Raw genomic sequence first — 20627 nt, forward strand, 5'->3', positions numbered from 1 at the left:
GATGGTTCTGCGGTCTGGTTGGTCTATCCGAAATCAAATGTCCTTACGGCCAAGGTCCGTGTGTTGATTGATTTTCTTGTTGAGAGAATTGGTTCCCCACCAATCTGGGAAGAAAAGTAACTTATACTGCGATTGGAAAACTTCCTCTCCGTGGCAATCGTCTTAATGTCCGTTTTCGGGATGAAGCGGACGTCAGGTACAAGGCTTCTTCACACTTCACAACCCACCCCGAAACTCCGCATAAGCCGCAATCACATCCGCTGCGCCTTCGGTCTGCGGATAATGACCCAGATGGTCCAGCCGCCACGCCGGGACGTCAGGGTTTAGCGCCGCGATCGCATCCACCAGATGGCCGCCGGAGACCGGGTCTTGGGTGCCGTTGATCAAGGCGATCGGGCATGGCGGGGCTTTCAGCACCGCTTCCCAGCGCGCGCCGTGGGTGCGGCGATCGGCGATATAGTGGAGCAATTTATGTTGCAGCCGGTTGCCGCCCTTATGGCTGATGACCGTCCAATAGGCGTCGAGCTCCGCCGCGCTGGGCTGTGTGTCCTTACCGAAAACCTGACTGAAATTTTCGCCAAAGCTTTTGCGGTTCATCAGGTGGACGATCAACCCGCCAAAGGGCCCGATGAGCAGCTTTTGTATCCGCCTTGCGCGATGCTGCGCGGGGAGCAGGCCGCCATTGAGGAACGCGCAGCTGAGTATGCGATGGGCCATGCTGCCTTCGCCGCTGCGCGCCAGCAATTCTTGCCCCGGACTAACACCATAATCATGGACGAGCAGGTGGAAATCCTCACCCAATAATGTCTCCGCAAGATGCTCCGCGAGGTCAGTCTGTTCCTGCAGATCATAGTCATGCCGCCTCGGCTTGTCGGAATAGCCAAAGCCCAGAAAATCAAATGCCAGCACGCGGTAACGCGCCGTCAGATCTGCCCACATCGGCAGCCAGTCGAGGCTGGACGTCGGAAAGCCGTGAAGCAGCAGCAGCGGCGGCGCGCTGTCTTCGCCGCCCGTGCGGACGAATATCTGGTGGCCTTGCCATTCGAAAAGCTGTCCGTCCTCTTGCCATTGGGTGGCGCTTTGCGGGGTGATGGTGGTGCTGTTATTTATCATGACAGGAGGCTAGCACGGATGGATCCTGAAACAAGTTCAGGATGACGATTGGGGCAACAGCGCAAGTTATGCGCAGATGCGTTTGGCTGCGTTTTTACCTGCCCGACCCGTGTTCTTATTTGCTTTTGCGCTTTGGCTTGTCTTTTCCCTTTGCCTGTTCCAGCGGACAGGGAAAATCGACGCCATAATATTTTAGCTGTCCGATATTGCCTTCTAAACGAAAGCTGACGTCTTTCCCAGAAAACTGAAGGGTTTTGCTGTTGTCACTGGACCGCTGCATGATCGTGGCGACCCCGCCTTTTCCCCAACCGTTCGGGATGTAAAAGGCCAGAATATGGAGAGCGGCCTCCTGCGGATTAGCAGGCTGCATGGTTACAATATAATCCTGGAACACTGCGGGCGGCATCTCGCAAACATAGCGCCGATGGCTGCTTGGCGGCCGCGACAATATCTGATGATCCGGTGAATTTTGCACAGCAATGGCCGGAGCGGCAGAGCCCACCACAGCCAATGATATTGCCGCTACTATGCTAATGACACATCACTCCGCTGGTTCCAATATCCGTGGTGTGGCGACAAAGGGGCGATCTTCCAATGCGCGCAGGCCATTGGATATCCTCGTGCGATCACTGATCAGCCGGACATATTGATAGTCACATCCTGAAATCGGGTGGGGATATTCAGAAATATCTTGCTGCAGCAATGCGCGCGCTTTTTCGAGTTCCGCGCGGGCCTTATCCAAGGCCAATTCATAAGCTTCCTGCATAATGCTCTCCTTGTTGAATATTGCCATGGCATAGCATGAATAGGCCTGTCACTAGCCTACCTCCGAGGTAATTGCATTAGCGCTGCCGCGATTATAAGCGAATAAGTTTAGAAAAGGGGCGCGCACATGATGATGACGGCAATAATTTTAACGGTACTCATAGTCTATGTCGTGCAGCTGTTCTTGCAGGAAATGTCGCTGCTCGGGGTTGATCGCAAAAAATTGCTAGGCAATCGTGATAGCTTGCCCGAACATACGGTTGTGTCCGCGCGGCTGGAACGCGCAAAGAATAATATGATGGAAGCACTGCCCATCTTTTTGGGTCTGGCGCTGCTTGCGATCATCAAAGATGGCGATGATAGCGCTGCTACAACCGGCGCGCTGGTTTTTCTGGTCACCCGGATACTCTATGTCCCTGCCTATGCGAGCGGCATACGGGCGGTGCGCTCGATATTATGGACGATCAGTTTGATTGGCTTATTGATGATGGCGCTGACGCTGGTGTGATCAGCCGTTAGGGCGCGGCGCGATCAAATGTTCATTCGGCCGGTTTTGAATCCTTTGGCGTCAGACGCGCCGTAATCTTGATCTCTACCAGTCCATCGGGCGTGAACAGACGGTCAATATCAATGGCCGTCCACGCTGGAAACGGCGCTTTCACAAACCGGTTCTTGGCAGCGGCAAGCGGCGGCATAGATTGCTCGATATCGACATGATAGGTGGTTATATCAATCACATCATCCCAGCTCGATCCGGCGCGCTTTAAAATCGTACCGAGATAAGCGAAAGTGCGCGCATAGCTTTCCTCATCGGTCATGCCTTCTGGCGTTGGCCCAGCGATCACGCCTGATAGATAGACCGTATCTTTGTGGATAACGGCCTCAGAAAAGCCGAATTGCTCCATGAATGCGCGGCCCTGTTCGCTATCGGGCATCAAGGTCTGCTTCGGTTCCGCCTGCGCGGCAGGGGCGGCTGCGATGATCGCCATCGCGGCGGCCCAGGAAGTCAATATTGTTTTCATGATAGTTTTCCTCTCATCCTCTGGTAAGCGCGATCAGCGCTTCGAAATAGGCCGCCTCTCCCCGATATGCCGCCCCAATCTCCCCCAACATTCTGAACTCCCAACCATTAAAGGCCTGAAGACGGGTGAGCAAGGCTGCAGCAGACAGGTCCATGGGGTGAATTTACTCCCTGGGTTTGTTGACTTCTTCGGCCGACTGATAGAACTCCGGTCGCTTGTCACGGTCGAACCGACCAATTGCACAGCTTACCAAACTGTAATCTTCGGTTCAAATTTCTGATCGCCGGTTGAGCTCCAAACCTTCATGTTGATCACGGCAGGCACCAGGCTGTCCCCCTTGTAGGTTGGAACGACGTCCATCTTGTCGACTACTCCATCTTCAATGTAGAGGGTCAAAGTGTCAATCACCTGCTTTTGGAACCTGGCGGCTGCAGGCGTCACATACGCTATATTCTCCTTGACGTCCGATCCGCCAAATTCTGTCGGAAAAATATGGATCGACACCAATTCCCCAGCGTTAACTCGCTGCTCGATATCGGCAGTGGTTAACACATCGGAAAAGTCGGGCGGAATCTTGGCAACCATGGCACCTTCTTCCACCACATCGATATGCACAGTGCTTTTGGCTGTCACTTTGGCGTTGACGTCCGTTATAGCCAATTCCAACCGATAAGCCCCCAACTGCTCGCCATCCTCAACACGCAAACCAAGGCCTTGTGGTGCGAGCCGAATGACATTTCGGGTACCAGCAGGAGTGGGAGGCAGAGCATCATAGACCATAGTGTCGCCATAGCGGCTGCCGTCGGGCGCATAAATATCCAGTGCGGCTTTGAGGTGACAATCGCCGGCCTCGTTGGTTTTGCAATTGGCATACAGGATGTACTGCTGGATCGGTTTGTTGCGTTCGGTTTTAGTGGTAGTCGGCAAGCTCGGTGGTGTGGGGCCGTTCCAGGCTTCGATAAACTGATCGGGTTTTGTCGACCACAGATGCAGTATCCTGAGATCGCCTGCCGTTGCTTCGACATTGTCACCTTCTTTAGCCAAGGCCGTATTGGTCAGTGCCAATGCGGCAAGAACAAGCATCCAAAATGCGCCCAACCGCGCAATCACTCCGCTGGCTCCTGCTTCACTTCATCTTCCGGCAAATATAATCGGTCACCCTTGTCCTTATAGACTTTCGCCATTTCGCGCATGCCTTCTTCCGCCGCGGCCTTACTTGCTGCTGCGGTGTCTGCGCCTAACTTCTCGCTCGCGATAAAGCCTTCGGCGCTCTGGTTTTGTTTGCTGGCAAAGTCGCGCACTTCCTGACTGATTTTCATGCTGCAGAATTTTGGTCCGCACATGGAACAGAAATGCGCGGTCTTGGCGCCTTCTGCGGGGAGAGTCTGGTCGTGATATTGCATCGCCGTATCCGGATCGAGCGACAGGTTGAATTGATCGCGCCAGCGAAATTCGAAACGCGCCTTCGACAACGCGTCATCGCGGACCTGTGCCGCCGGATGACCCTTGGCAAGATCAGCGGCATGGGCGGCAAGTTTATAGGTGACCACGCCCACTTTCACATCGTCACGGTCCGGTAGGCCGAGATGCTCTTTCGGCGTGACATAGCAAAGCATCGCAGTGCCATACCAACCGATTTGTGCAGCGCCGATGCCGCTGGTAATATGGTCATAGCCCGGTGCGATATCCGTGGTTAGAGGCCCCAATGTATAAAATGGTGCCTCGCCGCACACTTCAAGTTGCTTTTCCATATTTTCCTTGATCTTGTGCATTGGCACATGGCCAGGCCCTTCGATCATCACCTGGACATCCGACTTCCACGCGCGATGGGTTAGTTCGCCGAGCGTGTACAGTTCAGAAAATTGGGCTTCATCATTAGCATCAGCAATCGAGCCGGGGCGCAAGCCATCGCCTAGACTATAGGCAATGTCATAGGCTTTCATAATTTCAGTAATGTCGTCAAAATGCTCGTAGAGGAAGCTTTCTTTGTGATGGGCAAGACACCATTTCGCCATAATCGACCCACCGCGCGAAACGATACCGGTGACGCGTTTTGCGGCCATCGGAACATAGGGCAGCCGCACGCCGGCATGGATGGTGAAATAATCAACGCCTTGCTCAGCCTGCTCGATCAACGTATCGCGGAAAATTTCCCAGGTCAGATCTTCGGCGACCCCGCCCACTTTTTCCAATGCTTGATAGATAGGCACTGTCCCGATTGGCACGGGAGAGTTCCGGATGATCCACTCGCGCGTATCGTGAATATTGCGGCCGGTGGACAGATCCATCACCGTATCGCCGCCCCAGCGGATTGACCAGACCATCTTGTCCACTTCGCTCGCCACATCCGATGCCACGGCGCTGTTTCCAATATTAGCGTTAATCTTGACGAGGAAGTTCCGACCAATGGCCATCGGTTCGGTTTCCGGGTGATTAATATTATTGGGAATAATCGCCCGACCACGCGCCACTTCATCACGGACAAATTCCGGCGTGACATAGTCCGGGATGGACGCGCCAAAGCTTTCGCCATCACGCTTATATTCCTTCAACCGTTCGCGCCCGAGATTTTCTCGCTCCGCAACATATTCCATTTCCGGTGTAATAATGCCTTTGCGCGCATAGTGCATCTGACTGACATTCATACCCGACTTGGCGCGTAAAGGGCGCTTCACCACATGCGGGAATTGCGGAACGCCGCCACTGCGATCGGGACCCAGTTGACCATTATCCTCCGGTTTGATTTCGCGGCCATCATAGCTCTCAACATCGCCGCGTGCCTCAATCCATTCGCGGCGCAATTGCGGAAGGCCAGCATTAATATCGATGAGAACATCAGGGTCGGTATAGGGACCAGAAGTATCATAAACCCGCACCGGCGGTTCACCGCCTTCGAGTTGAATTTCCCGCATCGCGACACGAATGCCCGATCCGCTATGAGCAGCCACATGTATCTTTTTGGATCCAGCAATTGGACCGGTGGTTACGCCAATTTCAGTTTTTGCAGGAATGTCAGCCATAGTCTTACTCCATAAGGCGGAGTGAAGAGGCGGAATTAAAGGTAACGCCGCTCCCTCCCTCCGCCCGGGTTAACGGGATCAGGTTCAACGGGTCGCGGTTTATTCCGCTCTCAACCTGCTGTTGCGCACAGGCTCCCCGGGGATGAGTCGCAGGTTAGTGCGCCCGGACCAGAAGGTCCAGCGAAGAAATAAGAGTCGGTGTGATTATAGCTGCGTGACGAGCGCGAATATTCTACCAGCCAGGTACAAAATATTTTGGCGGGACGGCGCAGCCCCAATAAAATCCTTGCCCGAAATCTGCTCCCAAGAGACGCGCCTGTGCCAAATGATGTTTGGTTTCAATGCCCTCAATCACGGACCGCGCCTTTCGGCTGCGGCAAAATTCTAACATCGAAGCCAATAGTGAAATTGGAATATCCCCGTCATAGCAGGCATTAAATATCGTCTTGTCAATTTTCAGCTCATCAAAAGGGATTTTGGAAATGCGATCCAAATTGGCAAGCCCCGTGCCATAGTCATCAATCGAAATACTCAATCCATGCCCGCGTAATAAGTGACAAACCGCCGCCAAGCGATCCACATCAACCACCCGAGATTCCTCGGTAATTTCCAGCATCAGCGCATTGGGCGGCACATCGGCATGTTTCAACCGGCTAATCAAAGCATCAACAAACCGGCGATAGGTCATCATGATTGCGCTGCAATTAAACGAGACCGGTACCGATTGTCCGCGCTTCGCCAAAGCGGTTGCGAGGCGAATGGATTCGTCGACTACGACCATGGTTGCTTCGACTTCAACCGCAACATCGACCAGATCGGAAAAGATAATCGCCGGGTTGAGTGCCCGTCGCGTCTTTACTCTGGTGAGCGCCTCATAGCCGACAATTTTGTCATTTTCCAAGGACTGCTTGGACTGAAATTCCACCGATAAGTTGGGCAAGAGACGATCCGTTTCGACCAAGGCGCACACATAATCGAGATCGTTGACCGCATGGCCGCTGACATCAGCCATCCGTCCGATCAAATTGCACAAGGTCGGAATCGCATAGGGCTTTTGCAGCCGTTGCACGATACTGGCGGCATCAAAGGCGAGATCATCATCGCCGTTATCTTTTGGATTGGGTGTCAAAATAACTGGCATGGAAGTTCGCAACCCAGAAAATCGATCGAGCAATTCGCTGCCATTTTCGCGCATTGTTTTTGGATCAATGATCAGTGCGTCAGGACCGAAGACGAGACTGGCTTCTTCATCGAGTTTTGAAAACACACAGGCAACAGCAATGTCATTTGCTTCCAGATCATCTTGCAACGATCGCGACAGGGCATTTTCTTCTTCGACAATGATAACTTTCGCGCTCGACGTGGTGAACGACGGCGCAGAGGAGGATGTTGTGGGCATTGGGGGTAACCTTGATGATTGGGTGTCGCAACAAGAGGCCGTAAGGGAAGGCGTCCCGTGCGAAAGTTAATATAGATGAAGAAAAGCAGCAGCAGTCAGGCGGCGGGACCAGAAAACCCTATCAACCGCCTGCACTGCGCTCTTGACTAGATATCTCGACTTTGACCTTGGTCGCGATATTCCTGCAAATGGGTAATCCGCAGCCCGGACATGCCAGACCGATGGATAGCCTGCTGCCAGGAAATCAACTCTTCCAACGACAATTGATAGCGCTCACACGCTTCATCAGTCGTCAACAGTCCGCCATTAACGGCGGCAACCACTTCGGCTTTACGCCGAATAACCCACCGCGTTGTGTCTGCGGGTGGCAAATCATGTTCGGCTAATGCTTCCCCAAGCGGACCGATCACCCTCGTGGCTTTTGGTATTGTTACGTGCTTCATATGGAACCTCATTTCTGCCTTGCGGCGTTACCCTGTTCCTATGCCCGTCCATGAAAATGCCGCCGGGATATTAACCGCATTTCAATGGCTATGGTTACCAACAATTAATGCTGTTAAGCGCTTCAAAAACCCGAAAAATCAGTAAAAATAGACTAGTCGCGTTTTTGACCTCAAAATTTCTACTGTACCTTTTTCTTGCTGAATTTAGTTGGCATCTGAGGGAAGCCAGTCGATCCAAAGCAATTGAATTTCCCCAGTGCTCATCGGGTCAGCGAGGGGATCTGGGCGTGAAAGGTAAGATTTCAAAAAGCTGCTTGCCTTATTCACCAAAATGACCAAAACCCTCTCCTATGTCTGGGGAATTTGACGCAGCTGGAACAGCCATTGAAGGCGCCTTGATTGCCAAAGCAGTCGAGAGCGAATCTGGTGACAGCCCATCCAAAAAGGGTGGCGAATGTCTCAACTGCAAAGCAATTGTGACCGGAAGCTTTTGCAGCAATTGCGGCCAACCTCTGCATATTCATCGATCAATCGCCGCTATCTGGCACGACTTGTTGCATGGCGTTTTGCATTTCGAAGGAAAGATCTGGCGCACCCTGCCCATGCTCGCATTCAAACCTGGTCAATTGACGCGCCGCTACATTCGAGGAGAACGCTCTGGGTTCGTTTCACCCATGGCTCTGTTTCTCTTTTCCATTTTTCTGATGTTTGCTGTGTTTGCATTTATCGGCACCAACAATATCAAATTGCCAGAAGATGCCACCTATGTAGAAAATTTGGAAATCCAAGATGCCAAGCTCATTGAGAAACTAGAACAGTTCGAATTGGAACTTGCCGCCCCAACACTTACTTCGGCAGATCGGGAAAAGATCGAAGAGGAATTGGTCAAGTTAAAACATGGGCGCAACGGCCTATCTTACGCCCGAGCCAAACCGATACCCTATCCCGAACTCAACCAAAACCCCGACAGCCCTATTCAATTTAGCAATGATGGCGAGATCGATACCGGCAGTCCCTATTGGGATAAAACATTGAACGATGCGCTAAAAAAGGCACAAACCAATCCCAGCTTATTGCTCTACAAACTGCAATCCAATGGGTATAAATTTGCTTGGCTGCTTATCCCCTTATCGCTTCCATTTGTTTGGCTGACCATGTTCGGCAAACGGGGTTATAAGCTCTATGATCACGCCATTTTTACAACCTATTCCATTAGCTTCATGTCATTGCTGTTCATTTTTGTTGCAGTTTTAGGAAGCGCCGGATTCGGCGGAATAGTTGGTCCTATTGCTGCATTGGTCCCGCCCCTTCATCTCTATAAGCATCTCCGCCATAGCTACGGTTTGTCGCGCCTGGAAACGCTGATCCGATTAGTTGTCTTATTGATCGGAGTTGTCTTAAGCCTGACATTTTTCCTGCTTATATTGTTCCTTCTTGGTCTTTTAGGATAACACATGACAACATCTCTTAACCGCCGCCAGCTCATCCAGCTAGGCACCTTTGGGCTTGGCGCTATGTCTGCGTCTGCATCGGCCAGTATCGCGCGTGCCCAAGGCTTCACGCATGGCGTTGCAAGCGGAGAACCTTCGCAAAACTCGATTTTGCTTTGGACTCGTTTTGTCGGTGATGGCGATATTAAATTGACCGTAGAAATGTCGAAAAATGCCGCGTTTGAAGGCGCCAATATAATCGGTGAAGTCACCGCATCGCCGAGCCGTGATCATATCGCCAAATTTGTGGCAACCGATTTGCTCGAAAATCATTGGTATTTTTTCCGTTTCATTGCACCGGATGGCGCAATATCCGCCATCGGCCGCACACGGACCTTGCCGCAAGGCCCAACAGCAAAATTTAACATCGGAGTGTTTGGCTGTTCAAATATGCCCTTTGGCTATTTTAACGCCTATGCACATGCCGCGACGCGTCAAGATTTGGACCTCACAATCCATACGGGCGATTATCTTTATGAATATCCTGTCGGGACCTATCCATCAGAGAAACAGGCTCTGGCTGGCCGTGTTATTGATCCCGGTCATGAAATTGTTCAATTGGCAGATTATCGCTTGCGCTATGCCGCCTATCGGAGTGATCCGGATTTGCAACGTATTCATCAACTCTACCCGATGATATCGATGTGGGACGATCATGAGTTTACCAATGACGCCCACATGACCGGAGCGCAAAATCACCAACCCAAAACGGAAGGCGATTGGAACGTTTGTAAGCGGGTTGCCGAACAGGTTTATAGAGAATGGATGCCGGTTCAAGACAGGGCTGACGCCGATCCGCTTTGGAGCGCCTATCAAATTGGTGACCTGGCAACATTGTTCATGACCGAAAGCCGGATCGGTGGACGCGATGAACCCGCCGATCTTGCGGCGGCATTGCAGGGCCAAGAAAATTTGCAAAAGGCTTTGGAATCTTTTCGCGATACCACTTGGCAAGATCCAGCGCGTCAGATGCTTGGTTTTGCGCAAGAAACCTGGCTCAGCAACTCCATGCGCCAATCACGGGCAGCCGGTACAAAATGGCAGGTTTGGGGTCAGCAATGCGTCATGGGTGAATTGCGTCTACCCCAAGATGCGGTCAATTGGCTCGCCAGCGATGCGCCGGCTTTTGCAAAATCCAGAATCGCGATCGGTGCCCTGGCATCGCAAGTGGGTCTCCCGATCAACCTGGACAGCTGGGACGGTTATCCGATGGCTCGCGAACGGGCCTTAACCGGGGCCCAGGAAGCGGATGCCGATCTGATTGTGTTGTCAGGCGATAGCCACAATGGTTGGGCCTTTAATCTCGAGACCAGCAATGGCGCGGTTGGAGTTGAATTTGGTGGTCACAGCGTAACATCCCCAGGATTGGAATCTTATCTGTCCGGAACAGATCCACAAACCATGGCGCGTGCGGTTCAAGATACCAACGGTCAATTGCAATGGTGCGATACATCGAACCGCGGCTATATGACGGTTTCATTGACACCGGACAAGGCCATCTCGACATGGCATTTCCTCGACACGATCCGATCGAAATCCACCGCTTTGAAAGGCAGTGAGAGCCGGACTGTGCTGCACGGACAACGCAGTTTGATGGCCTAATCAATGTCTGAAACCCTGTCTCCATAGGTCCAGATTTGCTATCTCAAACGCATCTACGTCCTGTTGGTATTCAAGAGATCAGAAATGAGGTTCTGCAAACGGCCGCGAAATATTAGTAAATTGTCCTACAATCCTCGACAATCCTATCAAAGTTGCGCAAAGCAGCCATTACTTAAAACGAACCACCGGAAACGATTATAAAATGTCTGAAGAATTTTACCGTATCAAACGCCTACCGCCTTATGTCTTCGCTGAAGTGAATGCCATGAAAGCGGAAGCGCGTGCGCGCGGTGAAGATATTATTGATCTGGGTATGGGTAATCCAGATGGCGCGCCGGCACAGCATGTGATTGATAAGTTATGCGAGACGGCAAATGATCCGACCGCCCATCGGTATAGCGCTTCCAAAGGCATAAAAGGACTGCGACTGGCGCAATCCAACTATTATAAGCGCCGCTTTGATGTCGATCTTGATCCGGAAAGCGAAGTCATTGTCACGCTTGGGTCCAAAGAAGGGTTAGCCAATCTGGCGCAGGCAATAACCGCGCCTGGCGACGTCGTTCTCGCTCCCAACCCGTCCTATCCCATCCATACTTTTGGGTTCATCATTGCTGGCGCGGCTATTCGGTCAATACCAGCGGCCCCTGGGCCTGACTTCTTTACGCGGCTTGAATATGCGATGAGCTATTCGGTGCCCAAGCCGTCTGTGCTCGTCATGGGCTATCCATCCAACCCAACAGCCTATGTGGCCGACCTAGATTTTTATCAAAAAGTCGTCGATTTTGCGCGCGATCACAAACTCTGGGTGATCAGTGACTTGGCCTATGCCGAAATCTATTATGGCGATGTTCCCACCCCATCTATGCTGCAAGTCGAGGGCGCCAAAGATTGCGTGGTCGAATTTACCAGCATGTCAAAAACCTACTCCATGCCCGGCTGGCGCATGGGTTTTGCGGTAGGCAATCAAAAGTTGGTCGGCGCATTGACGCGCGTCAAAAGCTATTTGGACTATGGTGCGTTTACCCCAATCCAAGTTGCTGCCACCGCTGCGCTCAATGGACCGCAGGATATTATTGCGGAAAATCGGGCCTTATATAAACATCGCCGCGATGTGATGGTCGAAAGTTTCGGCCGCGCTGGATGGGACATCCCTTCTCCCGAAGCCAGCATGTTTGCCTGGGCGCCCGTGCCCGAGCAATTTCGCGAGCTGGGCTCTATGGAATTTGCCAAACGACTGCTCGCCGAAGCGGGCGTTGCCGTTGCACCCGGTACGGGATTTGGCGATGAAGGCGAAGGCTATGTCCGGCTCGCTCTTGTCGAAAATGAGCAGCGCATTCGGCAGGCGGCACGCAATATGAAAAAATTTCTTAGCCAAGGATAGATGCTGAATTTTATCTAGCGGCATCGACCGTAAGAATTTTGCCCATAGACGCCAAAAACGGCCATAAATCATGTAAATCACAAGATTTCCGGAATTGTTAGTTCGATTTTACTGGTGCAAACCGAATAAGCAGGCTTATAGTTAATCCATGTCGGGTCGCTTGATTTTCCGAATTACAACAACTGACGGCGTTTGAACATGGACGAAATTCGTGCCGAAATTGCGTCAATAAAATCAGCATTGACGCAAGCGGCAGAAAAAGTAGATGCTCTCGACGGGCTTGTCGCCCGGCCAGAACGCTTAGTAAAATCCGAAACCGCCGAAACACCTCAACAATATTCAAATGCCCAGCTCATCGCTCGCGCTGAACAACTGCTTGCATGGAGCCGGTTCAAAGCCAAGACGCTGAGCCTTGGCTCCGGTCTCTTTGCGGATTCTTGTTGGAATATGTGTTTGGACATTTACATTTGCGATCTGAAGGAAGAACAAATCACTGTGTCTTCCATTGCACATAGCTCAGGCATTCCGATGACCACGGCCATGCGCTATATAAATGTTATGGCGGAAGAATTGCTTTTGGAAAAAACGCCCAATCCATCCGATCATCGGATGATTTTTGTCTCAACATCGACCGCCTGCAAAGAAAAAATATCTGGCATTTTAGCTAATTTTTCCGCCTGAACCATCTCCTGATCAGCAGTAAATAGGCATTTCTCGTCACGAAGAAAAAACTGGGTCGGCACGTTAACTTCAACTTAACCATCTTTGTTCATTTACGTTTTTACCAGGTGACGGTTCGGAGATTGCGGGATCTTCGAACCACCCAACCCCGGCAATGCCGGATTTAGTGGTTTGTTATCTGGGCGGTTTTATGACTGATGCAAATTTAGAGACGCTTCTTGCTTCAAAGCTGATTGGCAGCAGTCCAAAGATGCAGCAATTGCGAATGCTCATTAAATTTGCCGGTCGCTGTAACAGCTCGATACTGATCACTGGCCCATCGGGCAGCGGGAAAGAAGTCGTGGCCGATGCCATCCACAGCATTTCCAACCGAGCACCCTCCCCTCATGTCACTGTCAATTGTGGAGCACTTCCGGAACAATTGATTGAATCTGAACTATTCGGGCATGAAAAGGGCAGTTTTACCGGCGCATTTAACAAACATGTCGGTTTATTCGAACAGTCGAATAACGGCACGATCTTCCTTGATGAAATCGGGGACATGCCGCTCAATATGCAAGTTAAATTGCTCCGCGTTTTGGAGACACGGATTGTCAATCGGGTCGGCGGCAATCAAAATATTCCAATTGATGTTCGCGTCATTGCAGCAACCCATAAAAACCTAGCGGATTCTATTCGCGGTGGTTCTTTTCGTGAAGACCTTTTCTATCGGCTTTGTGTCGTGCCGATTGAAGTTCCTGCCCTGCAGGAGCGCACGGAAGACATTCCAGCCTTGGTAGCGCATTTTCTCGACAATCAACCCAATATCGAGCGCCATCCGACTTTTACATCGGAAGCTTTCGCGGCGATGCAAAATTATAGCTGGCCAGGCAATGTCAGGGAATTGCGTAATGTCGTCGAGCGCGCAACCGTGTTTTTTGCAGGCAAGCCGGTCAATGCTCAAGATATTGCCACCTTGATCCAATCCGACTTGAACAAGCCCATCATGCCATCGGAGCCGGCTACTTCTGCACCCGCCTTCCACGTCCTCCCTGCCCCAATGACCGGGCAACCAATTGCTCCGGTCCCACCAGCAACAGCACAGTCTTCGTTTGCAGAAACATTCGCCTCAGTCCATCAAGCGTCAACGCCTGTGATCAACGATCTCAACGCCCATCTGCAAAATGAAGAACGACGGATCATCAAACATGCACTAGAAAATTCTCATGGCGTGGTCTCAAAAGCAGCCCGTTCAATCAACATAAAGCGGACCACTTTTATCGACAAAATGCGCAAATATAATATCGACAAAGAGATCGAAGCCGTCGTTGCGCCCATGGGCCGGGTAGAATTTGCTTAACCTAGTCCCGTTTTTTGACTATCAATGAGGGCGAATTGCCAGCCATGCCTTTTCAATCTCATGCAGCATTTCACGGGCGGACTCAGCCTTTTCGATAAAGGAAACGCCAATATCAGCCTGAATACGGCGGCCGGCCTCGCGGTATATTGTGTGAAGGGTTTGGGCCAATTCACCTGCCGCTTCGAAATCTAATGCTTCATCCAATCCATTGAGAATAGCCAAAGCTTTCGCTCGATATTGGAACATCTTTCCATGATCATTGCGCCGCGCGCTTTCGATCATCACATCGAGACTGTCCCGCAATTCGGCAAATAGAACCGATACCAGGTCATAAGGATTCGCCGATAAGACGCGGCTATTTTTCTCAATCGATTGATAGCTCGTTGCACGCCGCACATTGGTTTGGAAGGTCATTTTACTGCTTTCTAAGATCAATTATCATCAAAATTGGCGAATTGCTGGTCGACATAAGATTGGGTGGCGCGCAAAATCGACAGCTGCCGTTCCAAGCCGGCAAATGTGGTTTGCAATTGCTCGCGCAAACGATCGCCTTCATCATTGATCTTCACGCGTCGTTCTTCAATTGATTCACGGATGGAATCCAACCGTTCCTGGGCTTGTTTGAGCGCCCCATCTTCTTCTTGGAGGCGAGTTGAAATCGCGTCCAAAGCGCCGCTCAATCCGATGTTGGTTTCGCTCTCCAATACCGGCTCCAACATTAATTTTATCGCCCCGGAGTCAAGCTCCAATGCGGCATCCAACCGGGTGTCATCGATACTCAATGTGCCATCGGTTTCGGTGCGCACACCAATATCGGCAAGGGTTCTAAAGTCACCGCTATCGGTCAATTGCGTCGAAGTGAGCTGGCTAAGCTGTCGTTTGACCTCGCGGGCCCCTCGGTCTCCTGCAAGCGGTCCTCCGCTACCACCGAGTAAGCCGGGCGCGGTGGCGGCGTTGAGCGAACTGCGCAATTCATTATAGGCGGTGACAAATTCTGTTACCAGACTGCGAACGTCTAACGGTTCAGCATCTCCGCTGATGGTCAAATTGGTGCCAGGCTCTGCCGCCAATAATGACAGTTGGACGCCAGGTATGGCCCCGGTTACGATATTGCTATCATTGGTCAGTTGAATACCGTCGACAGCAATAATGCTATTGGCGGCCGAGGCGATATTTGTCAGGTTCAAGGCTGTCGGATTGCCAGATTGCGCAATAGTGAATGCGTTATCAATCCCTTCTTGCGCTTCAAACACCAAGCGTGAACCGGAATTGTCCGTTAATATTGAAGCGGTGACACCGCTGTTGCTAGCGTTGATCGCATCTTTCAAACCGGCCAAACTATTATTGCTCTCATCGATAACAATATCAAAGCTACCAGCGCTGTTATTGATGGTGAGCGTTCGCTCTCCAATCGGATCCGAGGCGCTCGCAAAGACATCCGTCATCTCTCTTTGGGCCAATGCCAATTGGATAACTTCTACCGTCGCTGGCAATCCTTCCGGTCGGGCATCTTCCAGCACTGTTGCATTGGCGAGTTCCGCACGACTGGAGATTAATTCTCCAACAAAACCTTGGCCATTCAATGTTTCTTTTACCGCATCGGAAAAGGTAGACAGCGCCGATGCCGTGGCAGCCATGGCCGAGATTCGTGTGCTGTTCAATTGGCTGCGTTCGTTCAACTGACTGAGTTTTACCCCAGTGGACGCAGCGACCAGATCTGCGACCAATTGTGCAGAGTTTATTCCGGAACCGGCGCCGATACTATTGATGACATCACTAAACATAATTTGCTCACCTTTGAAGAGATATACGGTGCTTTGATCGCCATATTAAGACAGGTAATTTCATAGCCGATCAGGCCAACCGACTGCCATCAGCGCCATATTGCATGTCTTCCGGCACCGATATTTTTGGCCTGTGCAGAGGGCTGACCATCTTCTCGTCCAATTGGATCAAGAAGCTCAATATTGCGGCTACAACCGCATAGAGGCGGTCATCAATTACCTCGCCAACGTCCGACGTATAATAGATGGACCGGGTTAAATCTGGATATTCCATGATCGGTGTACCCACCTCTGTCGCCATTTCCCGCATGGCAAAAGCAATAGAATCACAACCTTTAGCCAACATGATCGGGGCGTAATCCTGTTCGCGATCATAACGTAAAGCCACGGCAAAGTGGGTCGGGTTCACCAGAATAACCGTCGCTTCGGCAACCGCTTTCCGGGTCGAATCATTCAACATTTCGTTGCGCCGCTGGCGCTGGACATTGCGCGTTTCAGGCGATCCTTCCGTCTGCTTATATTCGTCTTTCACCTCTTGTTTGGTCATTTTCAAACGCTTGGTCCGTTGAAACATCTGAATCGGAACATCGATCATGGCAATCAGCATCAAGCTCACCGAAATGCCGACCAGCAATTTCATGAACAATGCTGCATAGCTTGCCACGGCAGAGGAGAGGTCCTGCGCCGCCAATTGGGACAGATCGTGAAGATGAAGATAGATAGTCACACTGCCGACAATTCCGATCAGCAAAACTTTCATTAAAGACTTGCCCAATTCCATAACGCCATTGGTTCCAAAAATACGACCAAGGCCCTTAATCGGGTTCATTTTTGATGGCTTGGGTTTCATGGCCGTCCAGCGAAATCCGAAAGACCCCAGCAAAGCCGGCGTAGCTATTGCCGCGGCTAGAAGTATGACGAACAAGCTTAAAAATGTCGGTAGCAAGCCAGTGATGAGAGAGAAACTACGTTCCTCCATATCAAATTTTTCAACATCTTGGTGGTCGAACACCAATGCGCTGGTCAGCATATCTGCCAGCGCCTGATACAATGTTCCCCCAAAAATGAACAATGCAGCTGTTCCAATGAATATGATCACTGCTCCGCCCAGATCTTTGGATTTGAGAACATCCCCTTCTTTCGCGCTGTCGATAAGCTTTTTTGGGGTCGGTGCTTCGGTTTTTTCACCGCCACTGGGAGATTCTTGCGCCATTATCCGCCTCCAGATAGCATTGCGGCTTTATCCAGCCCCATGCCAATTGATTGAATAATGGTATCGGCCATAATCGGCGCCGTAACCGCCAGTGCAACGAGCCCGGCCGTAATTGTTACTGGAATACCAACAGCAAAAAGATTGAGTGCCGGTGCTGTGCGCGCCAGGAAACCCATGATAAATTGAATGAGAATTAAAGCACCGCCAACCGGCAAAGCGATTAAAACACCCATGGTAAAAAGAGTACCACCGAATTTGACGATGCCGAACAGAATATCAGCGCCCAAAAAGGCAAAACCCGGCGGCAAGGCTGCATAGCTTTCGACGATGGTCGCCAAAAGCATCAAATGGCCGTCAATTGCCAGCAAAAGCAATGTCGCAAAGATCGTCAGGAATTGACCGATGACCGGCGTAGATTGCCCGGTTTGCGGATCTGCCATACTTGCAAATCCAAGGCCCATGGAATTGCTGATTGTTTCCCCGGCAATTAACACGCTCGCATATCCAAGTTGTAGAGAAAATCCGATGGCCAGACCCAGCAGGACTTCTCCCATTACAAAAATTATGTTGCTCAAACTAATGGCGCTGTCGGTCGGCAAATCAAAGCTCACGCTATTGGTCGCCACCATCCCGATCATGAACGCCAAAATGATGCGTATCTGCACCGGAACATTGGCGGCGCCAAAGACAGGAGTCACGATCATCGCGGCGCCGGGCCGGATCATCGCCATCATCCACATCCACATCTGGCCTTCAATTTCGGAAAAACCGGGAATGATCATAGAAGCAAGTCCGGAATTCGCGTATAAATCTCGCGCGTGAAATCGACAATCAGCACCAAGATGGAACCGCCGAACACGGCTGCAACAACGGCCACAATCACAAGCTTGGGGACAAATGTTAGCGTCTGTTCATTAATTGACGTTGCGGCTTGAACCATGCCGAGCAGCAAACCCACCAACAGAGCGGGAACCAGAAACGGTGCTGCTGCAAGGGCGGTGACCCACAAAGCTTGCTGGGCAATGCCTACAAAAAAATCCGCGTTATCTGTCATTTTCTAACTCGCAAATGAGGCGGCCAAAGACCCCATGGTCAGGGCCCAGCCATCGACCAAAACAAACAGCAGGAGCTTGAATGGCATAGAAATAATTACCGGAGATAGCATCATCATCCCCAAGGCCATCAGCACAGCGGCCACCACGAGATCGATGATCAGAAAGGGCAAGAAAACGAGGAAGCCAATTTGGAACGCCGTTTTTAACTCGCTCGTCACAAAGGCCGGCAACATGATAGAAAAGGGAATATCTTCGGTGCGTTCAAACCCCTCTTCATTGGCCAGATCCATGAACAACCTAAGGTCGGATTGCCGGGTTTGTTTGGCCATGAAACGATGCATGACTGTGCCCGATCTTTCAATCGCTTGCGTTAGGGTGATTTCATCCGACGAATAGGGCGTGATCGCCTGTTCATTTATCTTCTCGATGCTCGGCGCCATCACAAATAGCGAAAGAAACAAGGACAAACCGATAAGAACCTGATTAGGCGGTGTCTGCTGCAATCCCAAAGCGTGCCGCAAAATCGACAGCACAATTATGATACGAGTAAAACTGGTCATCATCAAAACGATCGATGGCAATATCGTCAGCAAACCCATGACGATTAGAATTTGCAATGTCGTACTCAACGGCTGTCCGTCTCCAGAAACGTCATCCAAAGCTCGCTCCAAAGCGGCCGAAGCATCCGGCGCGGTACTGGCCGTGTCTTGAGCAAAGGCCGGATCTGCAACCGTTGCAGAAGCCAGAAACGCCAATATCGCCAGTAAATATTTGAAACTATTGCGCATGTGTCGATTCAATCTTTGCGACGCCATTGCGGGTGACCGAGAGCAAAAGTTTGCGCCCTTCAAAATCAACAACTGCAAGCTTGTTATTCACACCCATGGGATGCACTTCCAAAACTTGAAGACTTTGCGACTTTTGGCGCATCATCGATTGTGGTTGATATTTTCGGTAGAGCCACATCGATCCGTAAATCAGCAAGCCAATAAGCGGCAGCATGATCGCCAGCTTGAGGATATAGAAGGTCATTAATTGCGCCTCTCGACCCGGGCACGAGCCATCCCGTTGGACACAATTTCCGCGATGCGCACCCCGAATTTATTCTTCACCGGTACAACTTCGCCGCGCGCCACCAATGTACCGTTGACGTTGATATCGATCAGTTGATCAACTTGCCGATCCAACTCGACCACAGACCCTTCTTGCAGATCCATAATTTCCGAAACCGTCATCGACACACTGCCCACTTCTACGGATAAGCGAACTTTTATGTCAGCGAGAAAGGCATAATGATCTTGCGTCTGGCTGACATTTACATCGGCCGGAGTAGCGGCTTCCAAAGCCTCGTTATCATGAGTCATATCGTTCATTTTCTGGTCCTATAAAAATTGTTTGATTTTAAAGGCGACACCGCCATTTTGTTCACCAATGCTGCCATGGGCAAAAACCCGATCACCGATGATCAACGGGACATTGTCTGTGGGCGAAACAGGCAAGACATCACCCACGGATAGTTGCGACAATTGCGACAAATTCATGGTCGGCCGCGCGAGAACCGACCGCACAGGCATATAGACCTGATCAAAAGAGTCCTTGAGCGAGCGCTGCCACACCGGGTCGACACTGTTGGTCTCTCGGCTAACTGGACGATGCAATTGCGGTTCGATTGCCACCAGGCCATCAATCGGTTGCGCGAAATGAAAGGCCTCTACAGCATGCCCGCAAAGCGTTGCCGAGGCTGCACTGATGAGAATATTTGGATCATCCAGATCCATTTCCAGATCATCTTTGTCCTGAATATAGCCGGCATATCGGAAGGATGTCTCGCAGATGACCGACCAACCTTCGATCAGACTATCACCAATGGCTTTGCCCAATCGTTCAATAATCGCGGTTTCTGATCGCGACAATTTCCCTGAGGCGCTACTGTTGCCGTCAAACTGACCACCAAAAAAACAATCAACGCATCCAGATAGAAACGTCCGCGATATCCGGACCCATATCGGCGGCCCGGACGGCCCGTTATGATATTCCAGATAAACCGCATCTCCTTCGATAGACTGAAGCCATTCGGGAAATTGCAATGTTTCATTGCCGGTCATTTCAATCGCCAGGTCAGCGCTGACAAACGCCATTAACTGACTTTTCAATTGATTGGCCAACCGCTTTTCAACTTTGCGATAGGCCGACAATAGATGATCATCAGGACCACCTTTTTTCAACAAACTATGCTCGATCGGCGGCGCATTGGCAGAGTCATTGTCGGTATCAGCAGAGATAGTTTCAGATGGTGCATTGGACATGGGATTTCCGCTTT

The 20627-nt window shown here is 51.1% G+C and carries 23 protein-coding genes and 1 riboswitch; of the genes, 6 read left to right on the top strand and 17 right to left on the bottom strand.

Annotated elements, in window-relative coordinates; all coding sequences use genetic code 11:
* Window positions 1-216 precede the first annotated feature (216 nt).
* The 3 genes from ABJU74_RS14230 to ABJU74_RS14240 all read right to left on the bottom strand — a co-directional run bounded on the left by ABJU74_RS14230 (window position 217) and on the right by ABJU74_RS14240 (window position 1879).
* Window positions 217-1113: an alpha/beta hydrolase gene (locus ABJU74_RS14230; protein ID WP_348385503.1), complete on the bottom strand. Its 897-nt coding sequence runs from the start codon at window positions 1111-1113 to the stop codon at window positions 217-219.
* A gap of 115 nt (window positions 1114-1228) precedes the next feature.
* The gene (locus tag ABJU74_RS14235; RefSeq protein WP_348385502.1) at window positions 1229-1624 is read right to left on the bottom strand and encodes a hypothetical protein; all 396 of its coding nucleotides are present in this window, start codon (window positions 1622-1624) and stop codon (window positions 1229-1231) included.
* A gap of 30 nt (window positions 1625-1654) precedes the next feature.
* The gene (locus tag ABJU74_RS14240) at window positions 1655-1879 is read right to left on the bottom strand and encodes a hypothetical protein (RefSeq protein WP_348385501.1); all 225 of its coding nucleotides are present in this window, start codon (window positions 1877-1879) and stop codon (window positions 1655-1657) included.
* 126 nt (window positions 1880-2005) lie between these two features.
* Here ABJU74_RS14240 and ABJU74_RS14245 point away from each other — a divergent pair, with 126 nt between their 5' ends.
* Window positions 2006-2386: an MAPEG family protein gene (locus ABJU74_RS14245; protein WP_348385500.1), complete on the top strand. Its 381-nt coding sequence runs from the start codon at window positions 2006-2008 to the stop codon at window positions 2384-2386.
* Between the two features lie 31 nt (window positions 2387-2417).
* Here the strand turns inward: ABJU74_RS14245 and ABJU74_RS14250 are convergent, their stop codons facing one another.
* From ABJU74_RS14250 to ABJU74_RS14270, 5 genes are all read right to left on the bottom strand, one after another.
* The gene (locus tag ABJU74_RS14250) at window positions 2418-2900 is read right to left on the bottom strand and encodes a RidA family protein (RefSeq protein WP_348385499.1); all 483 of its coding nucleotides are present in this window, start codon (window positions 2898-2900) and stop codon (window positions 2418-2420) included.
* Window positions 2901-3146: 246 nt separating this feature from the next.
* The gene (locus ABJU74_RS14255; RefSeq protein ID WP_348385498.1) at window positions 3147-4010 is read right to left on the bottom strand and encodes a hypothetical protein; all 864 of its coding nucleotides are present in this window, start codon (window positions 4008-4010) and stop codon (window positions 3147-3149) included.
* Window positions 4007-5920 (bottom strand): phosphomethylpyrimidine synthase ThiC, encoded by a 1914-nt coding sequence (thiC, locus tag ABJU74_RS14260; RefSeq protein WP_348385497.1) that lies wholly within the window; start codon window positions 5918-5920, stop codon window positions 4007-4009. Before thiC ends, ABJU74_RS14255 begins: the two co-directional genes overlap by 4 nt.
* A gap of 38 nt (window positions 5921-5958) precedes the next feature.
* Window positions 5959-6069: riboswitch (TPP riboswitch) on the bottom strand.
* Between the two features lie 83 nt (window positions 6070-6152).
* Window positions 6153-7319, bottom strand: coding sequence for an EAL domain-containing protein (locus tag ABJU74_RS14265; RefSeq protein ID WP_348385496.1), 1167 nt, complete (start codon window positions 7317-7319; stop codon window positions 6153-6155).
* A gap of 146 nt (window positions 7320-7465) precedes the next feature.
* Entirely contained in the window at window positions 7466-7762 is a 297-nt protein-coding gene (locus ABJU74_RS14270) for a DUF1153 domain-containing protein (RefSeq protein WP_348385495.1), read from the bottom strand.
* Between the two features lie 350 nt (window positions 7763-8112).
* Here ABJU74_RS14270 and ABJU74_RS14275 point away from each other — a divergent pair, with 350 nt between their 5' ends.
* From ABJU74_RS14275 to ABJU74_RS14295, 5 genes are all read left to right on the top strand, one after another.
* Window positions 8113-9213, top strand: coding sequence for a DUF3667 domain-containing protein (locus tag ABJU74_RS14275; RefSeq protein WP_348385494.1), 1101 nt, complete (start codon window positions 8113-8115; stop codon window positions 9211-9213).
* 3 nt (window positions 9214-9216) lie between these two features.
* The gene (locus ABJU74_RS14280; protein ID WP_348385493.1) at window positions 9217-10854 is read left to right on the top strand and encodes an alkaline phosphatase D family protein; all 1638 of its coding nucleotides are present in this window, start codon (window positions 9217-9219) and stop codon (window positions 10852-10854) included.
* Window positions 10855-11056: 202 nt separating this feature from the next.
* Window positions 11057-12235 (top strand): LL-diaminopimelate aminotransferase, encoded by a 1179-nt coding sequence (locus ABJU74_RS14285; protein ID WP_348385492.1) that lies wholly within the window; start codon window positions 11057-11059, stop codon window positions 12233-12235.
* Window positions 12236-12433: 198 nt separating this feature from the next.
* Window positions 12434-12916 (top strand): hypothetical protein, encoded by a 483-nt coding sequence (locus tag ABJU74_RS14290; protein WP_348385491.1) that lies wholly within the window; start codon window positions 12434-12436, stop codon window positions 12914-12916.
* Between the two features lie 190 nt (window positions 12917-13106).
* Window positions 13107-14255 (top strand): sigma-54 dependent transcriptional regulator, encoded by a 1149-nt coding sequence (locus ABJU74_RS14295; protein ID WP_348385490.1) that lies wholly within the window; start codon window positions 13107-13109, stop codon window positions 14253-14255.
* A gap of 21 nt (window positions 14256-14276) precedes the next feature.
* On the opposite strand, the gene ABJU74_RS14300 is transcribed toward ABJU74_RS14295, so the two are convergent.
* The 9 genes from ABJU74_RS14300 to ABJU74_RS14340 form a co-directional block, all read right to left on the bottom strand.
* Window positions 14277-14669, bottom strand: coding sequence for a flagellar export chaperone FliS (locus tag ABJU74_RS14300; RefSeq protein WP_348385489.1), 393 nt, complete (start codon window positions 14667-14669; stop codon window positions 14277-14279).
* 17 nt (window positions 14670-14686) lie between these two features.
* The gene (fliD, locus tag ABJU74_RS14305) at window positions 14687-16039 is read right to left on the bottom strand and encodes a flagellar filament capping protein FliD (RefSeq protein ID WP_348385488.1); all 1353 of its coding nucleotides are present in this window, start codon (window positions 16037-16039) and stop codon (window positions 14687-14689) included.
* A 70-nt stretch (window positions 16040-16109) separates the two neighbouring features.
* Entirely contained in the window at window positions 16110-17252 is a 1143-nt protein-coding gene (locus ABJU74_RS14310; RefSeq protein ID WP_348385487.1) for a flagellar type III secretion system protein FlhB, read from the bottom strand.
* Complete coding sequence (fliR, locus tag ABJU74_RS14315; protein ID WP_348385486.1) at window positions 17252-18034, bottom strand: flagellar biosynthetic protein FliR; 783 nt, start codon at window positions 18032-18034, stop codon at window positions 17252-17254. The genes ABJU74_RS14310 and fliR overlap by 1 nt, the downstream gene beginning before the upstream one ends.
* Complete coding sequence (locus tag ABJU74_RS14320; protein WP_348385485.1) at window positions 18031-18306, bottom strand: flagellar biosynthetic protein FliQ; 276 nt, start codon at window positions 18304-18306, stop codon at window positions 18031-18033. The genes fliR and ABJU74_RS14320 overlap by 4 nt, the downstream gene beginning before the upstream one ends.
* Before the next feature lie 3 nt (window positions 18307-18309).
* The gene (fliP, locus tag ABJU74_RS14325; protein ID WP_348385484.1) at window positions 18310-19095 is read right to left on the bottom strand and encodes a flagellar type III secretion system pore protein FliP; all 786 of its coding nucleotides are present in this window, start codon (window positions 19093-19095) and stop codon (window positions 18310-18312) included.
* Window positions 19085-19339: a flagellar biosynthetic protein FliO gene (locus ABJU74_RS14330; RefSeq protein WP_348385483.1), complete on the bottom strand. Its 255-nt coding sequence runs from the start codon at window positions 19337-19339 to the stop codon at window positions 19085-19087. The genes fliP and ABJU74_RS14330 overlap by 11 nt, the downstream gene beginning before the upstream one ends.
* Window positions 19339-19680 carry a flagellar motor switch protein FliN gene (gene fliN, locus ABJU74_RS14335; RefSeq protein ID WP_348385482.1) on the bottom strand — a complete coding sequence of 114 codons (342 nt, stop codon included), beginning with the start codon at window positions 19678-19680 and terminating at the stop codon, window positions 19339-19341. The genes ABJU74_RS14330 and fliN overlap by 1 nt, the downstream gene beginning before the upstream one ends.
* 9 nt (window positions 19681-19689) lie before the next feature.
* Complete coding sequence (locus ABJU74_RS14340; protein WP_348385481.1) at window positions 19690-20613, bottom strand: FliM/FliN family flagellar motor switch protein; 924 nt, start codon at window positions 20611-20613, stop codon at window positions 19690-19692.
* Window positions 20614-20627 lie beyond the last annotated feature (14 nt).

This window comes from Parasphingorhabdus sp., assembly GCF_039982415.1.
Taxonomy (GTDB): Bacteria; Pseudomonadota; Alphaproteobacteria; order Sphingomonadales; family Sphingomonadaceae; genus Parasphingorhabdus.